This window comes from Pannus brasiliensis CCIBt3594, assembly GCF_036688125.1.
In the GTDB taxonomy this organism is placed as follows: domain Bacteria; phylum Cyanobacteriota; class Cyanobacteriia; order Cyanobacteriales; family Microcystaceae; genus Pannus; species Pannus brasiliensis.
Genome location: NZ_JBAFSM010000040.1, coordinates 1 through 12901, shown reverse-complemented (window position 1 = coordinate 12901; position 12901 = coordinate 1). Strand labels below are relative to the sequence as shown.

The 12901-nt window shown below is 49.0% G+C and carries 15 protein-coding genes; 7 read left to right on the top strand and 8 right to left on the bottom strand.

The annotated features are described in order from the left end of the window. Positions 1–36 precede the first annotated feature (36 nt). Positions 37–516, top strand: coding sequence for a hypothetical protein (locus V0288_RS18140; protein ID WP_332866560.1), 480 nt, complete (start codon positions 37–39; stop codon positions 514–516). A gap of 87 nt (positions 517–603) precedes the next feature. Here V0288_RS18140 and V0288_RS18135 read toward each other — a convergent pair whose 3' ends face one another. Continuing rightward, positions 604–1068 carry a DNA phosphorothioation-associated protein 4 gene (locus V0288_RS18135; protein WP_332866559.1) on the bottom strand — a complete coding sequence of 155 codons (465 nt, stop codon included), beginning with the start codon at positions 1066–1068 and terminating at the stop codon, positions 604–606. Positions 1069–1277: 209 nt separating this feature from the next. Here V0288_RS18135 and V0288_RS18130 point away from each other — a divergent pair, with 209 nt between their 5' ends. Together V0288_RS18130 and V0288_RS18125 are read left to right on the top strand one after the other, a co-directional pair. Then, the gene (locus V0288_RS18130; RefSeq protein WP_332866558.1) at positions 1278–2174 is read left to right on the top strand and encodes a hypothetical protein; all 897 of its coding nucleotides are present in this window, start codon (positions 1278–1280) and stop codon (positions 2172–2174) included. A gap of 570 nt (positions 2175–2744) precedes the next feature. Continuing rightward, on the top strand, positions 2745–3494 hold the full coding sequence (locus tag V0288_RS18125) for a class I SAM-dependent methyltransferase (protein ID WP_332866557.1): 750 nt from the start codon (positions 2745–2747) through the stop codon (positions 3492–3494). 324 nt (positions 3495–3818) lie between these two features. On the opposite strand, the gene V0288_RS18120 is transcribed toward V0288_RS18125, so the two are convergent. From V0288_RS18120 to V0288_RS18110, 3 genes are all read right to left on the bottom strand, one after another. After that, the gene (locus tag V0288_RS18120; RefSeq protein WP_332866556.1) at positions 3819–4733 is read right to left on the bottom strand and encodes an acyl-CoA desaturase; all 915 of its coding nucleotides are present in this window, start codon (positions 4731–4733) and stop codon (positions 3819–3821) included. Between the two features lie 369 nt (positions 4734–5102). Continuing rightward, positions 5103–6128 (bottom strand): oxygen-dependent coproporphyrinogen oxidase, encoded by a 1026-nt coding sequence (gene hemF, locus V0288_RS18115; protein WP_332866555.1) that lies wholly within the window; start codon positions 6126–6128, stop codon positions 5103–5105. Positions 6129–6361: 233 nt separating this feature from the next. Then, positions 6362–7165, bottom strand: coding sequence for a slipin family protein (locus V0288_RS18110; RefSeq protein ID WP_422662014.1), 804 nt, complete (start codon positions 7163–7165; stop codon positions 6362–6364). 241 nt (positions 7166–7406) lie between these two features. Between V0288_RS18110 and V0288_RS18105 the strand changes: the two genes are divergently transcribed. The 4 genes from V0288_RS18105 (at position 7407) to V0288_RS18090 (ending at position 9630) form a co-directional block, all read left to right on the top strand. After that, a complete protein-coding gene (locus V0288_RS18105) occupies positions 7407–7892 on the top strand; it encodes an allophycocyanin subunit alpha-B (RefSeq protein WP_332866553.1) in 486 nt (161 codons plus the stop codon). Between the two features lie 255 nt (positions 7893–8147). Then, positions 8148–8666 (top strand): hypothetical protein, encoded by a 519-nt coding sequence (locus V0288_RS18100; RefSeq protein WP_332866552.1) that lies wholly within the window; start codon positions 8148–8150, stop codon positions 8664–8666. An 18-nt stretch (positions 8667–8684) separates the two neighbouring features. Next, positions 8685–9194 carry a tetratricopeptide repeat protein gene (locus V0288_RS18095; protein WP_332866551.1) on the top strand — a complete coding sequence of 170 codons (510 nt, stop codon included), beginning with the start codon at positions 8685–8687 and terminating at the stop codon, positions 9192–9194. A 262-nt stretch (positions 9195–9456) separates the two neighbouring features. Continuing rightward, positions 9457–9630, top strand: a complete 174-nt coding sequence (locus V0288_RS18090) for a hypothetical protein (protein WP_332866550.1) — start codon at positions 9457–9459, stop codon at positions 9628–9630. A 129-nt stretch (positions 9631–9759) separates the two neighbouring features. On the opposite strand, the gene V0288_RS18085 is transcribed toward V0288_RS18090, so the two are convergent. From V0288_RS18085 to V0288_RS18070, 4 genes are all read right to left on the bottom strand, one after another. Further along, positions 9760–10428, bottom strand: coding sequence for a DUF4230 domain-containing protein (locus tag V0288_RS18085; protein WP_332866549.1), 669 nt, complete (start codon positions 10426–10428; stop codon positions 9760–9762). Between the two features lie 2 nt (positions 10429–10430). Further along, the gene (locus V0288_RS18080; RefSeq protein WP_332866548.1) at positions 10431–11072 is read right to left on the bottom strand and encodes a restriction endonuclease subunit R; all 642 of its coding nucleotides are present in this window, start codon (positions 11070–11072) and stop codon (positions 10431–10433) included. A 3-nt stretch (positions 11073–11075) separates the two neighbouring features. Beyond that, positions 11076–12668: an Hsp70 family protein gene (locus tag V0288_RS18075; protein ID WP_332866547.1), complete on the bottom strand. Its 1593-nt coding sequence runs from the start codon at positions 12666–12668 to the stop codon at positions 11076–11078. Between the two features lie 35 nt (positions 12669–12703). Further along, positions 12704–12901 (bottom strand): hypothetical protein (locus tag V0288_RS18070; RefSeq protein ID WP_332866546.1); only part of this gene is annotated, 198 nt, incomplete at its 5' end.

Below are 12901 nucleotides of genomic sequence, written 5' to 3'. Positions count from 1 at the left end.
TCCCCCAGGTACTAACGGATAAAGGAGATTGAGATCATGACGGTGGAAAATTTAGAAGCGAACGGAACGCCAGCTACCGAAGCGGACAAAGCTGGAACCCGCGCCCCGAAAGCGAACGCGGCGAAAAAAGAGAAAGAATCCCTCGCCCTGTCGGTGAAAGGCAAAGAAGAAAAGGAATCGAAAGGGATCAAGCTGTACCAACCGGAAGATCGCTTACCGGAAAATCGCCCGGTCGGCACGAGCCATCTACACTTAAAGGAAGATGAGATGTTACCCGGCGGCCGCCCGATCGAGGCCAGCCATCTCCACGTCGTTAGTACCTATTCTTCCGTCGGTGGTTCGCGTCCCGTTACTTCTAGCGGCATGGAAGTCAGTGGGACTCTGGCTATCTCCGGCAATCGCCCGATCGCCCTCAGCCATTTAAAAATTAGCGAAACCTACGCGGTGATGGGCAACCGTCCCGTAGCCTCCAACGAGATCGACGATCCCGAAGCTTTGATGGGCTTTTTAGATTAGTTTTTTCCCGTAATAACGAACGATTCCCTGCCGATCGCGGGGAATTTGTTTTTTTTATCGCCGATACCGGGTGCTGAAACCCCAACCCTACAAAAATCTTCCTAAATCGAACTCGCCCGTGGGTTTAATTTCCTGAAAACGTTCCTGACTCAATACCAGTAGAAGCCGTTCCGTGTAGTCTACCGCGCCCCGGAGTTCTCGATCGAGCTTTTCCAGTCCCCCGTTCGCGTATTCCTCGAAAATCTCCACCCGTCTGGCTTCCGCGTCCGCGGAAAACGGGGAAAGAATTTTCGGATCGTCGGTCGCGTTCACCGCGAGAAGTTTAATTAGAGTATCGTAACCGCGGGAGATAAAGATCTCGACATTGATCGGGGTGGGTTCCTTCGCGACGAACTCGATGGGAACGCGTTCGTTATATTTCGCCCCGAAAGCGGCCGCGAAAGCCATCACATCCGCGTAGGTTTGAAACGGCCCCTCTCCCTCGTTAAAATTGACGAGCGATCGAACGAAATCGGCTTTATCACGAGCAATACGAACGCGATGAATAGACATTAAGGCTAAGAGGCAAGCTCTTGGAGGTTACTTTAAGTAATATTATAGAATCTTACCTGATCAGTACAAATAAACTATAATACTCTATTATACCTCAACCGTAAGGTAGGATGTTAGAGTAAAGGGAGGTTAATTTATATCTTTCGAGGGTTGCCGTGCGGTATTTGCTATGTAGCCACACTCTCCAATTGACTGTTCGGGGAGAAAAAATGAATCATGGTGAGCGTAATTATTTGGTATTGGACAAGCTTCCAAAAGGACAAGACTTTTTTAAGATTTGTCAAGATTTTTTAAGTTCTTTGTCGAACAATGGTTATCTAGATGAAGAGCGGCAAAGTAGTATGCAAGTGACTCAACTACAGGTAGATGAAAAGAATAGGAGAATATATGGTCTAGTTCAAAGTGGATCTTATGGGACAACTAGCGAAATGATTGATATCACGACACAACGATCAGTTTATCGTAGACGACCAGAAGATGCGGAAATAATGCCTTTCTTTTTTATGCTATCTTTCAGAAAAGGTGCGAACGAAGTAATATTTTTGATAGAAAAAGTAGGAAATTATGGCGTTAAAGACAATTTAATTGGTTTTTTCAAAAAGTATGTTGCCGAACAAAAGCTTACTCTCCATTGTAAGCAGTTTATAATGCGAAATGTTATTGAACAGATTTTTGAGCGAGGAATAGTCAAGACTATGCGTTTTATTCGGTATAATGTTAGTACGGATATATTTGACAATACTCTTGATAATGGACATCAAGAAATATATCTGGAAAAAGAAATTATATTAAAGGGAAAAAATTTGCCAATAAGCGAGAAACTCCGTTGTTTAATACATGAAATTCCTTATATGGGAAGACCTCCCGAAGTTAGAGAGTTATTCGCTCTTGAGGAAGAGGAATACGATGATTTAAAAATCGAGGTCGAAATAGGAGGAAGGCAAAAAACTATTGACTTAAACAATTTATTTAGAATTAATAGTTCGATCGATATTACCGATGAAGTCATTATCGAACAGGGTGGACATCCATCTTTTGAATCTTTATATAATGTTTTCATTAGATACGAAGCAAGGATTCTAGAGTTGATCTATCAATCAATTTAATTTTTTGAATGCTATGGTAAATCAAACCATTCTACAAACACAAAATTATGTTCAACAAAATCAACTTGCTTCAGATAATTAAAGAGCATTTTAAAACACTAAACAATGCTCGAAATCAAAACAATGAAATTTTTTTACCTGATTTCATCTTGTTTTTCATTATTCCTCTAATACCTTTATATTTTCTAATCATGTTTGATATATTGTTGACCGAACAAATATCAAATGTATTAGTGACTTCTCTGTCTATTTTTGCGGGTTTTTTACTTAACTCGCTATTACTAGTATTTGATATTTATGAAAAACCAAATAATGACGATTCTATCAAAAAATGCTTGAAGGAGCTTTATGTTAACATATCTTTCTGTATTTTGGTTTCTATTATTTTAATTATATTGCTTTTATTGTGTTTTGTTTTAAAATTTAAATATTCTATTTATTTAGTTTTATTTTCTGGATTATCCTATTATCTCTTGTTCGTTTTTGTGTTAGCCTTACTTATGGTTCTCAAAAGAGTATATATTATTCTTTTAAAAAAAATTCACAACTAAAAAAAATTCTATAATATAAATGTTGAAACGATTATTATTGATAGCCGCTCTCCTGATTCTTGTCCTCTGCTTCTTTGGCGCGTTGAATTTTACCTACGATTCTCCCGCCGTGGCGCGGGGGGAATCTTACGAGACTCGATCGATCCATAGCCGCGACGGGATCGGCAAATTCTATCGGGGACGGGAGATCGCCAAAGTGATGGGACACCAAGAGATGTTGTGGTTAGAACGTTCGAGTCGCGAGGTGACGGAAAAACCGAATGATGTTATCACCGCGTTAGGGCTAAAATCGGGCGATACGGTGGCCGATATCGGCGCGGGAACGGGTTATTTTAGCTTTCGGATGGCTTCTTTAGTTTCCCGGGTGTTCGCGGTGGATATCCAGCCGGAAATGTTGGAAGCGATCGAGTTCTTAAAAACCGAGAATAAAATCCCCAACGTGAAAACCATTCTCGGGACGGAAACCGATCCGGATCTACCGGACGGATCGATCGATCTCGCTCTAATGGTCGATGCCTATCACGAATTCGCCTACCCGCGCGAGATGATGGAAAACCTCGTCAAAGCGTTAAAACCCGATGGTAGAGTCGCCCTAGTCGAGTATCGTCGGGAAAATCCTCTCGTACCGATTAAAGCACTCCATAAAATGACCCGGAAACAGGTCGAAAAAGAGATGGCCGCCGTGGGGTTAAATCTACAGGAATCGATCGAATCTCTCCCGCAACAACATTTATTAATTTTCGGGAAAAAGCGGTCATCCGTCAGCTAGATCTCTCTTAAATAGTAGGAGTGTGAGCCTCGCATCCTTACTCGTTCTTTGAAAGGCGATCGCTGATAGCGATCGGTTCTTCTAAATCCGCTTCGGGATCGGAAAGCGAGGGATTCGGGAGTGGTAGAGATTCGCCATTCAGAAAATTTGTTTCCGCCATTTAGACCGGCGCGCTGGCTAAGGATTCGCGAGATTAAAAGTTCCGCCTACCCCACCCGATACTCTACTCATTCTAGCGAAAGTTTAGAATAGCCTCCGAAAAAATCCCCCCGATCGAACCGAGGGGATTCTAGAATTCGCGAAAAGCGGGGCGTTGTTTGCCCGTTATCCGGAGATTTCCTGAATTTCCGGGATCTTCTCCGACAATTCCGCCCCCGTATCGAGATTCCTGGCGAGCGCCAACAAATTCGCTTCCGTCGGCACTCTTAACTTCGAGGCTAACCGGAAGAATTCCAGCATTTTTAGAAACCTAAACGTGGGATCGGGGAGATAAACCACCCGGCCATCGCGAATGGTGATTCCCTGCCGACTGGAGTGGGGAAAAGCGTGATGGAGATTATGCCAACCTTCCCCTAGGGCGAGGAACGCCACGAACCCATTATTGCGGCTGTAATCGCCGGTGATGAACGGTTGTTCTCCCACGAGATGGCTCAAGGAGTTGACGGTTTGTACCCCGTGGAAAAGTAGGGTCGTGCTGAGAAAAAAAGCGCCGAGATATTCGATATCGCCCATGTAGTAGGAAAGGACTCCCAGTAGGATTAAGGGAATAAAGTGTAAGCGATCGATCGCCTTTAACACCGGATCGTTTTCCACATCGATCGGTAACTTCTGGGGAATAGACCGCGGGGATACTAGCCATCCCGCCTGAGACCAAAGGAATCCACCGATTCCGGAAAACGGGGCGCGGGGGGAATGGAGATCGAGATCTTCGTCGGCATAATGATGATGCTTCAGATGGTGCGCTTTCCACCAACTCGGCCCCATCTGCCCGGCCGCCGCCGCCACGAAACAGCCGGCCCAAAGCACCGGAGCGGGAGCCTGATAGGATTTGTGGGTCAGTAGGCGATGATAGATGCCGGTGGTGGCCAGCATCCGGATCTCGTATAAAAACACGATCCAAATTACAGATCCCCACGATAAACCCGTAGTTAGCACGAGTAACGAACCGAGATGACAGAGGATGATCTGCGGCGGGCCGACGAGATAGGAAGCCAATGTCAGTAGAGAATACTGCCTCATGTTTATTTTGCTAGTCCGAAAGAAGGGCAGAAGGCAAGGTCTAAGATCCCGATCGCCCGTACTGTATCGAAGATGACAACGAGCGTCGAGTTGGATGATCGTATCTTAGCTCGACTTTAGCCATTTTTATCCTTGGATAGCCGGAAAAGTAGCGAGAACGGGGCGATAGAATTGAATTCACCCCGATAAACTAGATAATGGCAGAATTCTCGCTATTTCCCCTAGCGATCGCCTCGCTTTTCCCGCGGGTTCTAACCGTCAATCCCTCTAAGGTCGTATTTCTGGATGAAGTTCCGGACAATCTCTTCGCGTGAAAAAATCTCCCCGATTCGATCGAGGAGATCCCAAAATTCTAGGGTTCGCGAGAAATTACGCTTGCCAGTTCACCCAATCTTGGGGTTTGAGGAAAATATCGTACAGTTTCGCCTCGTGGGTATTCGGTTCCGGTTGGTAACAGTATTCCCAGCGCACGAGAGGGGGTAAAGACATCAGGATCGATTCGGTGCGTCCGTTCGTTTGGAGACCGAAAATCGTCCCCCGATCGTACACTAAATTAAACTCCACGTAACGACCCCGGCGATAGAGTTGGAATTGCCGTTCTCTGTCCCCGTACTCGGTGTTCCGACGCTTCTCGACGATGGGAACGTAAGCGGGTAGGAACGCGCGGCCGCAGTCATTAATAAACGCGAATAACTGTTCCCAATCGCGGGTTTTCTGCACGGGCAGTTTTTCCGAATAGATCGCCGCCTCGCTCTCCGCGAACGGGCCGCGGTAGAGGGGATCTAGACCGTCCTGATAATCGAAGAAAATACCGCCGATCCCGCGGGCTTCCTGACGGTGATTGAGATAGAAATACTCGTCGCACCAGCGTTTAAAAACGGAGTAATATTCCGGGTGATGGTTATCGCAAGCTTGTTTTAAGGTGCGGTGAAAATGGCTCGCGTCTTCCTCGAAAGCGTAGTAGGGCGTTAAATCCGCGCCACCGCCGAACCACCAGACCGGGCCGGCTTCAAAGTAACGATAATTCAGGTGAACGGTGGGAATGTAGGGATTGCGGGGGTGGAGAACCATCGAGGTTCCCGTCGCGTAGAATTCATGACCCTCCGCTTCCGGGCGCTGTTTGAGAATGGTGGGCGGTAACTGTTTCCCCCAAACCTCGGAGAAATTCACCCCCCCTTGCTCGAAAACGTTGCCCTCTCTCAACACGCGAGAGCGGCCGCCCCCTCCCTCGGGGCGTTCCCAGCTATCTTCCCGGAAGGTCGCGCCGCCATCGACCTGTTCTAATCCCTGACAGATCTCGTCCTGAATAGATTTCATGAAGTGACTGACACGGGCGCGGCTATCTTCGGGAGGGAGCGGGGCGGTACTCGGTGGGTTGGTGGTGAATGCGGTCATGGCTTGTGCGTTGAATGCTCGATCGATGGATTGATAACTCAGTGATTATATTACTAGCGGGTCATCAAAGGAGGTTCGATCGAAATTTAACTTAACATTTTCAGGAGGCAGGAGGCAGGAGGCAGGAGGCAGGAGTCAGGAGGCAGGAGGCAGGAGGCAGGAGGCAGGAGGCAGGAGGAAATAATACTGTAATTCCATCTTCCCATCTCCCCATTTCCCCACTCCCTCACCTTCTAATTACCGACTCCCGAAGCATTGCCGTTGGGGTTGGTATTAACGCTAGTTTGCGCCGGTTTTTCCGACCATTCTTTCGCGAGGGTGATCAGGTCGGACGGTAACATGACGATCGTGGTGGTGTTGTTTTCCGCGCCGATTTCCGTGATCATCTGTAACCGGCGCAATTCTAACGCGGCGGGATTTGCCACGATCAATTTCGACGCTTCCGAGAGTTTCAGGGAGGCTTCCTGTTCCGCGCTGGCCTTGATTAAGCGGGCGCGTTTTTCCCGTAACGCTTCGGCTTCCTTGGCCATCGCCCTTTGCATCCCGATGGGAATCTCCACGTCTTTGATCTCGACGCGCTCGATGTCGATACCCCAGGGTTCGGTGATCTCGTCCACGATTTGCTGGACGGAGTGATTGATTTTATCGCGCTGTTGGAGGACATCATCGAGATTGTTCTGACCGACCACGTTGCGGAGGGTGGTCATGGCCGCTTGGTACACCGCGACCTGATAGGATTCGACCTTATTGATCGCCTTGCCGGGGTCGATAATGCGGTAGTAGAGGACGGCGTTGACTTTAATGGTGACACTATCGGCGGTTACGGTTTCTTGGGGGGCGATATCGACGGTTTTCGTGCGGATATCGAGTTTCGATTTCTGATCGACGAGCGGTACGATCCAGTACAAACCCGGCCCTTTCGTGGAACTGTAGCGCCCTAGCCGGAAGATCACGCCGCGTTCGTACTCGCGATCGACCTTGAAACCGCTCAAACCGAGTATACCGGCGAAAATTAACACGGTTCCCAAAATTTCCATAATTTCTTTCCCTCGATCGAGATCGATACGACAGTGAGCGACGGGGTGAAGAGCGCGATAACCGACCCGGTTCGATCGCTTCCCGCCGCCGATCTCCTTCATCCTGTCATATTTCCCTTCCCGATCGCGGTTACAAAACGATAGGAAATTTTACCGAGTGTTACGGGACGGGGCGCGCTATACTTCCCGACCCCGACACGCGATAAACTACAGAATGTTATCAGAACATACTTTAGATATTATGAGCGTAGTTAGCCAAGTCATCCTCAAAGCCGACGACGAACTCCGATATCCCAGCAGTGGAGAACTCAAGGGTATCCAAGCCTTCTTACAAACCGGCGAGCGCCGAATCCGGATCGCCGAGGCTCTCGCGGAAAACGAGAAAAAAATCGTCGATCAAGCTCAAAAACAATTGTTTAAGAAGCGTCCCGACTATAGAGCGCCGGGGGGCAACGCTTACGGTCAAAAGCAGTATAACCAATGTCTTCGCGACTATAGCTGGTATCTGCGTCTAGTCACCTACGGGGTACTCGCGGGGGACAAGGGCCCGATCGAACAAACCGGACTGATCGGCGTTAAAGAGATGTATAACTCTCTCAACGTTCCCGTGACCGGCATGGTCGAGGCGATCCGCTGTCTCAAAGACGCGGCGCTGGGTCTCTTAAATAAGGAAGATGCCGCGGAAGCCGCCCCCTATTTTGACTACATCATTCAATCCCTCTCCTGATCCCGCTCGATCGACATCTTTATCCGGCCTGAAGTCTGAAAAGGGGTGTTACAATCCTCTATCAGGGTTCGGGCTTTGTTGTTGGGGGAGGCGGGAGGCAGAAGGGAAGGGTTTAGGGTGTAGGGTAAAGGGTAAAGGTGAAGGGCTTAAAAGTAGTCTTTTCCCTTTTCCCCTTCGCCTTTTTCCCACAAAACTCCCCCATCTCCCTCACCTTCCCCCGAGCTCCCCATCCCCCATCTCCCATCTCCCATCTCCATGCTCTGGCGTTATGTCCTGTTAGTGATCCTGCTTCCCTGTATTTACGCGATCTTCGGGTGGTATATCGCCCAGGAAACCGATATCTGGAGTCGGTGGCTATTGCAACGGGGAGATGACTTAGAAATTACCCTGATCCTCGAACAGTTAGATCTGGGCATTTATGTTCTCGCGGCCGTTCTGATTACCACGATCGCCCTCGGGCTAACTTTCTTTACCGAACAGTTGGCACTGTTGTTAAGCGGTTGGTTTAAAACCGATGTCGGGGCGATCGTGGCGATTTTGGGGTGGTCGTTAGCGGTAGTGTTTATGCTCCGGTGGTGGGGGGATTTCGCGCGGGTTCTCGTTTTGATCGCGGCGGCGATTCTCGGTCGGCTGGAACTTCAGGAGGCGGGTTACAATAGATTACAGATTTTCTTCACGCTTACTTTTCTGTGTTTGGGAAGTTTTGTCTTGGGAATCTGGGCGCACGGGATCTGGGGGGAGTTATTCCACGGGAGACCGGCGAGTATTCGTTAATTTTGCCTCAGTAGCAGTATGCCGAAAAAAGATAATCGATCGCTCCAAAAATTTTTAGTCCTCTCCTCCGGATTGGTTCTCTTCGCGCTGATGGTGATTCCCACGCTGGGATTTTTCAGGCCGAACTCGCAAAATGTCGCCGGGAACGGACAACCGGGACAGCGACCGGCGATCGATCCCGAAAAACTACGACAGGCCGCGGCGGCTTACGAGAAAATCCTACAGCGCGAGCCGAACAATCCTACCGCTCTACAGGGTTTAGCCCAAGCTCGACTAGAGTTAAAGGACTACGCGGGAGCGCGCGAACCCCTCGAAAAACTACACGGGCAGTTCCCGAACGAAATACAGGTGAGTTTGCTTCTCTACGGGGCGCGACTACAGACGAACGATATACCCGGAGCGAAACAGATCCTCGAAAAGTTAGTGAAAGATTATCCTCAAGAACCGAAGTTTAAAGAGGAATTAACCAAACTGAACCAAGCGATCGCCGAAGCGGGTAAAGTCGCGCCGAGTCAGCCGAAGAAATAATTGCTATCCCGATCGTCGATCGGTTCCCGTTAAGATTCGTGTGATTACTGAAAAGAATCGGAAACCGATTCGAGGTTCCTTCTCGTTCCCGTATTTTTACCTATCTTCTCGATCGATTCCGTCGGTTCGATCGAGTGTTTTGTTATTAAAGAACCTTTTGTCAGAATTCTTACGAGATATAATTTAAGTAGTTGCCTATGGCGATCCTTATCCTCCGAAATAATAATGAGGATAACATCCTAGAGCCTCAGCGAGATTATGTATGAAGATTAGCGAACTAGAACAATACTTGGCACAAGTTAAGTCAGAAAGTGGTGACATTGACATCGTGTATCAGTGTCGGAACCAAAACTATAGCTGGCTCGATAAAATGCGATCGCACCAGTTAAAAGTGTTAAAAAACACCGCGGAAGATAAATTACTGATCGCGTTATAATAGCGAACTCTCCCGATTTGCCAGCATCTATCAACGTTTGGATGAAGATTTTCCCTAACCTCTCCAGACGCTTGATAGGCCACCGTTCCCTTATCGATCGATCTCTCACCGACGCTAGAAAAAGAGCATTCACGAGGGCGAACATTTTTCGGGTTCGCTGACGATCACCTCGACTTGTTGATAGCCGGAAGTTTGGAAAATCCGGGTTAGGGAAAGTTTGGCTTTCTCGTTGGCTTCTTGGAGGATTCCCCTCTCGCAAGCGGTGGTGAGAATTTTAGCGAGGGTTTCTTTCTGGGCGAGGGTTTGTAATTCGGGGGCGACATCCGGGCCGAGGCCGAGAAAACCGCGGTTATAATCGTAAACCCGCGATCTCGTGACATCGATTTTACTATCGAGAATTTCGGGGGGTGGCAGTTGAATTCGGATTCGATCGCCCTCCACCGTTACCGAGTCGGGGGTAATTTTTTCGAGGTTAATTCCCGCTTTCACTTCCCCGTTGGCGATATAGAGTAACTTGGTTTCGGCGAGGACGAAATTACCGACTTTCTGTGCTTTCGAGGTGGGAACGATCGCTTCCATGACGAAGGACGCGGTGGTTAATTCACTCAGAGCGCGGACGCGATCGACGATGATACTAGAAACCTCGACTTTCGGAACCGCGGGCGCGAAAAAAGAGGCCACCCGATCGAGCGTTTTCCAAACGCCGAAGATTAGAGCGATCGAGACGATCCCGATCCCGATCTGACCGGTGAGCGCGAAATAGCGAAACAGGGGAAGAGAAGTTTTTTCTTTCAACATGATTAAAATAGAGAGCGAAGAATCGCTTTCAGAACTTGCAGGACTTTTCGAGAGGGTTCTATCTCCAAAAAATTCAAACTGGGCAGAATATGATAGACGGGAAATTCCCCCGATCGAACGTGAATAAATTGATAGTATTCCCCGTTCGTTAACAATCCCCACACCGACGATTGACCCTGTAAACTTTTAAAGGCGTAAGTGAGTAACTGCGCAAGTCCCGCGGAGGGAGAGATCTCGCTATTTTTCGCCTCGACAATTAACAACCATAACGGGGTAATTTCATGGGAGGTCGCGGTTTTATTCACCGCGAGAACATCGATCCTACCCCAGATCGTCGTGTCTTCGTCCTTGAGGGTGATCTCGAAAATATTTTCTTCTAGGGTGAGCTTGATCGGGGGTTGGTAAAAACCGGACAATCGTAGTAAGGGCGCGACTTCCAGAAATTTAATCTGTCCTTCCGATACCGATCCTTCCGCCAGATAACTTTCAAAATCCTCTCGAATTTGTTCGATCTCTTTCTCTTCAAACTCGGATAAAGGCTCTAGAGATAAAAAATTCGTAAAGTCACTTTTTCTTTCTCTTTTGTATTTAAACAAAAAATGCACATCTTCCATCGTAACGTTGCGAGAGTTCACGATTTTCATTGTTTAGCTTAATTTGGTGACGATTTGATTGTTGAGTAAGGATTCGTTATTCAATAAATCCTCGACGTTGATGCGGAGGAAACGCTGTTCATCGACCCAGAACTGTACCTTGATCCGATCGCTCCCTGGAAATCCCGGCGGATCGAGTTTCGCGATCGATCGAGCGCCATCGCGATCGTTTAACGGGCGAACACTTTCGTCCGCGTCGGCGATCGATCGGGTGATCAATCTATCCCCGTCAAAATACACCTCTAATCCACCACTTTCCGCGCCCAATTCCCCGATCACTAACTCGATACTCGGTTGATTTTCCACCGAAGCGCCTAACACTAACTCTACCGGTTCCGTCATCGGGTAGGGCTGGCCGGATTTAATAATCGGATGCCAACCGTGGGCGTTTTTGCGTTTATTCCAGTAGCGAATGCCGTAACCGTGATAGAGAAAATCCTTGACCTCGTATCCGCGGGCTAATTGTAACGCGCCGAGGGCGATCGCTTCAAACGGTCGATCCTGCCGGATTTTACTCTCGTCGAAATAGCCTTTCACCCAATCCCTCACCGCGGGAATCTGTACGGTTCCCCCGACTAATAACACCGCGTCGATGTCGTCGATCTCGATGCCGTTGCGTCTGCCCTGTTGGAGAACCCGCGTCATCAAACTATCGAGTTGTTGGAAAAAGTCCCGTTCCCGTAAAATTTCCTCTAGCTGTTGCCGGTTTAACGCTAACTCGTAACTCTCGAAGGTTTCATCGTTAAAATACACTTCCTCCGCGGCAACGCGCGAGGATAGCTGGATTTTCAATCTCTCCGCGAGACGGGTGGTGAGGGACGTTTTCGCCAATCCCGCGGTACGAACGAAATGCTCGACAATCCAATCGTCGATGTCCGAACCGCCGAGATTCGTCCCGGCTTTGGCGAGAACGCGGGCTAGTTTCGTTTTCTGCGCGCTATTGTTCCCGAGTAATTTCTCGCCCCATTTGAGGATAAATCCCTGATTTTTGCCCGCGTCCGCTAAATTGAGCCGGACGAGGGAGAGATCGATCGTGCCGCCCCCGAAATCGACCACTAACACCAGATTATCGCCCGTCGCGCCGTATCCTAGAGCCGCCGCGGTCGGTTCGTCGATCAGGCGGATCTGTTCGACTCGCCAACCCTGACAGACATCGCTTAACCAGTTGCGGTAGGTTTCAAAGCTATCCACGGGAACGGTGAGAACGATCGATTCCGGCGGGGTGGTTTCCGTTTTCAGGCGATCGATCACCGTGTCGAGGAACCATTGCCCCGCGTCCTCGAATCTCACCGTCTTCTCGTCCAATTCCGGTAGAAAGCCCTGAATTTTCGCCCCGATACCCCGTTTGAAGCGACGGAAAAATCGGGGATCTCGATCGATATCCAGCCCATGATCCCGCACCTCCTGACCGGCGAACACCTCCGGGGAACGGGCGGATTTCACGTAGAGTAAACTGGGGATCAGGGGGGGATTATCGGCGATCTGAGCGGATAATCCCGGTAATCGGACGGTTTCCGCGGAATCCGTGGCGGCGTTCCAACGGGTAATGACGGTGTTACTGGTTCCGAAGTCAATAGCGTAGAACACGGGCGAATCTCGAAAGGATCGATCGGTATTGTAGCTTACACCCCTTTTCGGGAGATGGGGGGGATGGGGAGATGGGGAAGGTGAGGGAGATGGGGAAGGTGAGGGAGATGAGGGAGGTGAGGGAGATGAGGGAGGTGAGGGAGATGAGGGAGATAATCAATATTGCTTATTCTCCTGCCTCCTGCCTCCTGACTCCTGACTCCTGACTCCTGACTCCTGACTCCTGACTCCTG

Bases quoted from the DNA above. Each gene is read 5' to 3' on its own strand.
- V0288_RS18080 (WP_332866548.1), bottom strand. From the start codon at position 11,072: ATGAAAATCGTGAACTCTCGCAACGTTACGATGGAAGATGTGCATTTT.
- hemF (WP_332866555.1), bottom strand. From the start codon at position 6,128: ATGACCGCATTCACCACCAACCCACCGAGTACCGCCCCGCTCCCTCCC.
- V0288_RS18125 (WP_332866557.1), top strand. From the start codon at position 2,745: ATGTTGAAACGATTATTATTGATAGCCGCTCTCCTGATTCTTGTCCTC.
- V0288_RS18140 (WP_332866560.1), top strand. From the start codon at position 37: ATGACGGTGGAAAATTTAGAAGCGAACGGAACGCCAGCTACCGAAGCG.
- V0288_RS18095 (WP_332866551.1), top strand. From the start codon at position 8,685: ATGCCGAAAAAAGATAATCGATCGCTCCAAAAATTTTTAGTCCTCTCC.
- V0288_RS18105 (WP_332866553.1), top strand. From the start codon at position 7,407: ATGAGCGTAGTTAGCCAAGTCATCCTCAAAGCCGACGACGAACTCCGA.
- V0288_RS18100 (WP_332866552.1), top strand. From the start codon at position 8,148: ATGCTCTGGCGTTATGTCCTGTTAGTGATCCTGCTTCCCTGTATTTAC.
- V0288_RS18090 (WP_332866550.1), top strand. From the start codon at position 9,457: ATGAAGATTAGCGAACTAGAACAATACTTGGCACAAGTTAAGTCAGAA.
- V0288_RS18130 (WP_332866558.1), top strand. From the start codon at position 1,278: ATGAATCATGGTGAGCGTAATTATTTGGTATTGGACAAGCTTCCAAAA.
- V0288_RS18110 (WP_422662014.1), bottom strand. From the start codon at position 7,165: ATGGAAATTTTGGGAACCGTGTTAATTTTCGCCGGTATACTCGGTTTG.
- V0288_RS18085 (WP_332866549.1), bottom strand. From the start codon at position 10,428: ATGTTGAAAGAAAAAACTTCTCTTCCCCTGTTTCGCTATTTCGCGCTC.
- V0288_RS18135 (WP_332866559.1), bottom strand. From the start codon at position 1,068: ATGTCTATTCATCGCGTTCGTATTGCTCGTGATAAAGCCGATTTCGTT.
- V0288_RS18120 (WP_332866556.1), bottom strand. From the start codon at position 4,733: ATGAGGCAGTATTCTCTACTGACATTGGCTTCCTATCTCGTCGGCCCG.